Source organism: Aquabacterium sp. UBA2148 (genome assembly GCF_002328915.1).
Lineage (GTDB): Bacteria > Pseudomonadota > Gammaproteobacteria > Burkholderiales > Burkholderiaceae_C > Aquabacterium > Aquabacterium parvum.
The window spans coordinates 1-5,130 of record NZ_DCXA01000093.1; the positions used below are offsets into that span (position 1 = coordinate 1).

6 protein-coding genes are annotated in these 5,130 nt (G+C 66.3%); all 6 read right to left on the reverse strand.

Annotated elements, in window-relative coordinates; translation table 11 throughout:
* Positions 1 to 76: 76 nt before the first annotated feature.
* Positions 77 to 856 (reverse strand): ABC transporter permease, encoded by a 780-nt coding sequence (locus B2W70_RS04975; RefSeq protein WP_286743462.1) that lies wholly within the window; start codon positions 854 to 856, stop codon positions 77 to 79.
* 4 nt (positions 857 to 860) lie between these two features.
* Positions 861 to 1,682 carry an ABC transporter substrate-binding protein gene (locus B2W70_RS04980; protein WP_286743465.1) on the reverse strand — a complete coding sequence of 274 codons (822 nt, stop codon included), beginning with the start codon at positions 1,680 to 1,682 and terminating at the stop codon, positions 861 to 863.
* Positions 1,683 to 1,760: 78 nt separating this feature from the next.
* The gene (locus tag B2W70_RS04985) at positions 1,761 to 2,501 is read right to left on the reverse strand and encodes a cysteine hydrolase family protein (protein ID WP_286743467.1); all 741 of its coding nucleotides are present in this window, start codon (positions 2,499 to 2,501) and stop codon (positions 1,761 to 1,763) included.
* Positions 2,498 to 3,607, reverse strand: a complete 1,110-nt coding sequence (locus tag B2W70_RS04990; protein ID WP_286743470.1) for a formamidase — start codon at positions 3,605 to 3,607, stop codon at positions 2,498 to 2,500. Before B2W70_RS04990 ends, B2W70_RS04985 begins: the two co-directional genes overlap by 4 nt.
* Before the next feature lie 81 nt (positions 3,608 to 3,688).
* On the reverse strand, positions 3,689 to 4,627 hold the full coding sequence (locus B2W70_RS04995; RefSeq protein ID WP_286743472.1) for an ABC transporter permease: 939 nt from the start codon (positions 4,625 to 4,627) through the stop codon (positions 3,689 to 3,691).
* On the reverse strand, positions 4,624 to 5,130 hold a 507-nt coding region (locus B2W70_RS05000; protein ID WP_414631028.1), incomplete at its 5' end, for an ABC transporter permease subunit. The genes B2W70_RS05000 and B2W70_RS04995, both read right to left, overlap by 4 nt.

Consider the following 5,130-nt stretch of genomic DNA (forward strand, 5'->3'; position numbering starts at 1 on the left):
CCGGGGGACATGAGCGGAGCCAGCCACCCACGCGCCAATGCCGGCACAGCAAAGGCAGGACCGAGCGGAGCACCACTCATGCTTTCCCACTCCAGTGAACCAGCCTCTTCTCGATCAGCAAAAAAACCAGGTTGAGCGCATACCCCAAAGCACCGGTGATCAGGATCGACGTGTACATGTCCTTGACGTTGAAGACCTGCTGCGCATCGATGATCCGGTGCCCCAAGCCCGTTTCCGAGCCAATGAACATCTCCGCCACGATGACGATCACCAGCGACATCGAAACGCCCGTGCGCAGGCCCACGAAGGTCTGAGCCAGGCTCTCCATCAACATCACGTCCTTGAACACGTGCCAGCGTGAGACACCCATGATCTGCGCGGCCATCACGCGGGTTTTCTTGGCGTTCATGACACCGTAGGCGCTGTTGAACAACACCAGCAGCACGGCTGCAAACGCCGCGATCGCGATCTTGTTGGCGTCGGTGATGCCGAAGATCAACAGGAACAGCGGGATCAGCGCCGAAGAAGGCGTGGAGCGGAAGAAGTCGATGAGGAACTCGACGCTGCGGTAGGCATGCACCGAGCTGCCCAGCATCACACCCAGCGGCACGCCAATGACCACGGCGATGCCGAAAGCCGACAGCGTGCGCACCAGGGTCGACATGAAGTCCTCGCGGATGGCTCCGGTGACCACCACCTCCCACAGGTGCGCGAGGGTCGCACTGGGCGGTGGCAGCAGCACAGGCTTGACCCACTGGGCCGATATCACCAGCTGCCAGACACCGAACAGCAGCAAGGGGCCAATGAACGGCAGCAGCCGAGCATCGAACAGACGGTCCAGGGACTTGGGGATCATGGCTTCAGCCCACGTAGATCAAGGGCTTGACCGGCACCGCGCGCGAGAAGATCTTGCGCTCGGTGAAGATGTCGAAGAACTTCTGGAAGTAGCCCAGATCGGACGCCGTGAACTCGTTGTAAAGCGTGAAGCCGGACAGCGGCACCTCCTGCACCAGCGATGGGTCGATGGCCGTGAAGCCATCGATGTGCTTGCGCACCTCGGTCGGGTTCTTGCGCACGAAATCCACCGCACGGGCGTAGGCGGCGATGTACTTCTTGGCGTCGGCTGGCCGCTCCTTGAGGAAGGTGGTGGTCACGCTGGCCGAGCCGCCGAACCAGGGCGCATCGGCCGCGCCCAGCACGTACTTGCTGATGACGCCGTTTTCCAGCACACGGGTGAGCCCCTTGAGGCGGCCGGCGGTGCCCGTGGGCACCAGCGTGTAGACCGCGTCGAGCTGGTCGGCAGCCAGCGCGGGCACATGCTGACCGATCGGCAACTCCACCACCTTGGCATCGGCGATGCCGTTCTTCTCCAGGATGATCTTGGCCAGCGTCACGTTCTGGATGCCCGGGCCCGAGGCCGTGCCATTGGCCGAACCATGGATGCGCCCGGCGATCATGGCTTCCGCCACCTGCTGGGCGCTGGCGAACTTCACGCCCTCGACGTTCAAGCCGGCCTCCTTGAAGAAGCCACGCTCGAGCGCCGTGTACAGCGGCAGGCCCGAAGCGATGGGCCAGTAGCCGATGAGGATCTTGTCGTCTTGCGCGCGCGCCGAAGGCAGGCTGGCACCGAATGCCAGGGCAGCAGCGGAGGTCTGGATGAACTGACGGCGAGACGTGCTCATGGGTTCGGCTTTCGGGTGTGGGTGAGTTGGGGGGTGGAGGAAGGATTCAGCGGGGTGGTGCAGCTCACCAAACGGCCATCAAGCCGCCCTGGCCACGTCTGCGGCAGGCGCCACCGACGGCCAGGCCTGCATCGCGCGGATCAGGGCTTTGGAGTCCGACACCGCGCCGAACACGCCGCCCTGCATCTTGATCATCGAGAAGGCGGCGGCGTGGTTGCCCGGGTCGGTCGCGCCGGTGCAGTCGGTCAGCATCACGCACTCGAAGCCGCGGTCGTTGGCGTCGCGCATGGTGGTGTGCACGCACACGTCGGTGGTGATGCCCGTCAACACCACGTTCTGGATGCCCTGGGTGTGCAGCACCAGCTCCAGGTCGGTCGCGTAGAAGCTGCCCTTGCCGGGCTTGTCGATGATGGGCTCGCCATCGATGGGGTAGAGCTCGGGGATGATGTCCCAGCCGGGTTCACCCCTCACCAGGATGCGGCCGCACGGCCCCACGTCGCCGATGCCAACGCCGTTGGTGCCGATCTGGCGTGAGCGCCAGCGCTTGTTGGCGGGCAGGTCGCTCAGGTCAGGCCGGTGGCCTTCGCGGGTGTGGATGACGAGCATGCCGACGCGGCGGGCCTCGGCCAGCAGAACCTTGAGCGGCTCGATGGGCGCGCGCGTGGCCGAGATGTCGTAGCCCATCTTGTCGACGTAGCCGCCTTCGCCACAGAAGTCGGTCTGCATGTCGATGATGATCAGCGCGGTGTTGGCGGGGCGCAGGTCACCGTTGTAGGGCCACTGGTAGGGCTGGGCGTCGACGTAGGTGGAGGGGCTCATGCGGCGTCCTTCAGATCGGATGGCGGGCAGGCGGTTGAGGCGCCGCCTGATGACTGGCTGATGCCGACGGCATCGGAATCGGCACAAGAGGCGGCACTCAGCAGGTTGGGCTCGGCGCCCCGGAACACCCGCGTTGGCGCAGCAAAGCCGCAGGACGCGCCATCGGTGTGCACCACCTCGCCCTCCCAGGGCAGGCGTGCGCGGCCGGCCACCATGTCCTGCATGAAGGTGTAGGGGCAGTCCTGCGCCCCGCCCTTGACGGCCACGTACCCGCGGTGGAAGAACTGGTGGATGTTGTTCTCGACACCCCAGTGCACGCGGGCTTCGCGGACCAGGTCGGCGCGCACCTCTGCGCAGACGATTTCGTCGGGGCGGCCACCGCCCTGCGCCATCACGGTGCCGTCGAAGTTGCACACCATGGCCTCGCCCATCGAATCGAAGGTGCCGTCGCTGCCGCACAGGCAGACGCTGGCCGTGACCATGAGGTTCTGAAAAGCATTGGCCTGGTTGGTGATGGACCAGGCGTGGCGGATGGGCGCCGTGTAGCCGGCGGTGCGGATCATCAGCTCGGCGCCCTGGTAGGCGCACTCGCGCGCCATCTCGGGGAACATGCCGTCGTGGCAGATGATGAGCGCGAGCTTGACGCCCTTGGGGCCCGTGATGACGGGGATGCCCATGTTGCCGGGCTCCCAGGGCTCGACCGGCACCCAGGGGTGGTACTTGCGGTAGTAGAGCTTGAGCTCGCCCTGGTCATCGATGATCAGGCCGGTGTTGTACGGGTTGCCGCCGGCGTTCTTCTCCATGATCGAGAAGCAACCCCAGATCTTGTGCTGCACGCACGCGGCCTTGAAGGCAGCCACCTCGGGGCCATCGAGCGTGACCATGAGTTCGTCGGCCGTGCTCATGCTCAAACCGTGCAGCGAGTACTCCGGGAAGACCACCAGGTCCATGCCCGGGTAGCTGCGGCGGGCCTTGCCCACCATGTCCACGATGCGCTGCGTTTGCGCGGCCAGCTGCGCGGTCGTCTCGACCACCGGCAACTGCAATTGCACCAGGCCCATCACCATGCCGGCGGGTGTCTTGTTCAGGCCACCGAGTCCACTCATCACCAGGCTCCTTTCACGTCTTCATCCGTGCCGTCGTCGTCACATCGACAAGGCACTCGGCAACACACCGCGCTCACGTCGTCAGCGCGACACCCCCAGCTCCATCGGCGCGCCTTGCAACGAACGCTTGGGGCTGCACGTCCACACCAGGATCAGCAAGGTCAATGCATAGGGCATGGCGTTGAAGAGGTGGTAGCCCCAGCCGATGCCCACCGACTGCAGCGCCGGCCCCAAAGCCCCAGCGCCACCGAACAACAGCGCCGCGCCCAGGCAGGCCAGCGGCCGCCAGCGCGCGAAGATGACCAGGGCCACGGCGATCAAGCCCTGCCCTGACGACAGGCCCTCGTTCCAGCTGCCCGGGTAGTACAGCGACAGCGAGGCACCGCCGATGCCGGCCAGGAAGCCGCCCGCCGTCGTCGCCCAGATGCGCACGCCGTTGACCGAGTAACCCAGGGCCCGCGCGGCGTCGCTGCTGTCGCCGGCCATGCGCACGATCAGGCCCCAGCGCGTGTTGGCCAAGGCCCAGGCCAGGAACACCGCCAGCAGCACCCCGATGGGGAACAGCGCGTTGATGCGCAGCGCCGCCTGCACCTGAGGCGAGTCGCTCCAGGCGCCCCACTCCAGCGCAGGAAGTTGCGCTGCTTGCGGCTGGATCAGGGGCTTGCCCAAGTAGAAGGCCAGGCCGGCGCCCAGCAGCATCAAGGCGATGCCCGTGGCGATGTCGTTGACCCTTGGCAGCGAGCACAGCAGCCCGTGCAGCATGGCCAGCAAGGCGCCCGCGAAGGCCGCCACCAGCACGCCCAACCAGGCCGAGCCCGTGAGGTAGCTGCCCGCAAAACCCGTCATGGCGGACAGCACCAGCACGCCTTCGAGGCCCAGGTTGATGCGGCCGGATTTTTCGGTGAGGCACTCACCCAGGCTCACGAACAGAAAGGGCGTGCCCACGCGGATGGCCCCACCCATCACGGCCAGGGCCACATCACCCCACATGCTGCCCAAGGTCACGACTTCGGCGCTCATGCGGCCTCCTTGTCTTGGCGCAAGGCCTTGAGGGCCTCTCGCTGCAAGCGTTGTCGGCTGGTTTCGTGGCCGGGTGTTGTGGGTGCCATCGCGGCGCGTGCCTGCAGCCAATCTCCCAGGCGACCACGCCAGGCTTCTGCCGCCAGGATCAGCACGAACGCAAAGCCCTGCAGCACCATCACCGAGGCATCGGGCAGATCAAGACGGCGCTGCAGCAAGCTGCCCGCCGCACCAAAGCCACCGAACAGGATGGCCACCGGCACGATGGCCCAGGGGTTGTGGCGGGCCACGAAGGACACCAGGATGCCCGTGTAGCCCAAGCCGACGATCAAGGAAGCGTTGGCCGAGGTGTGCACCGCCACCACCTCGATGCCACCGGCCAGCCCGGCCCCGGCACCCCCGAGCGCACACGCCGTGATGATCAAACGGTGACTGGGCAGGCCCACCAGGCGGGCCGCGCGCGCGTTGCCACCGACCACGCGGGTGGCAAAGCCATGGGTAGA

Bases quoted from the DNA above. Each gene is read 5' to 3' on its own strand.
- B2W70_RS04990 (WP_286743470.1), bottom strand. From the start codon at position 3,607: ATGAGTGGACTCGGTGGCCTGAACAAGACACCCGCCGGCATGGTGATG.
- B2W70_RS04985 (WP_286743467.1), bottom strand. From the start codon at position 2,501: ATGAGCCCCTCCACCTACGTCGACGCCCAGCCCTACCAGTGGCCCTAC.
- B2W70_RS04980 (WP_286743465.1), bottom strand. From the start codon at position 1,682: ATGAGCACGTCTCGCCGTCAGTTCATCCAGACCTCCGCTGCTGCCCTG.
- B2W70_RS04995 (WP_286743472.1), bottom strand. From the start codon at position 4,627: ATGAGCGCCGAAGTCGTGACCTTGGGCAGCATGTGGGGTGATGTGGCC.
- B2W70_RS04975 (WP_286743462.1), bottom strand. From the start codon at position 856: ATGATCCCCAAGTCCCTGGACCGTCTGTTCGATGCTCGGCTGCTGCCG.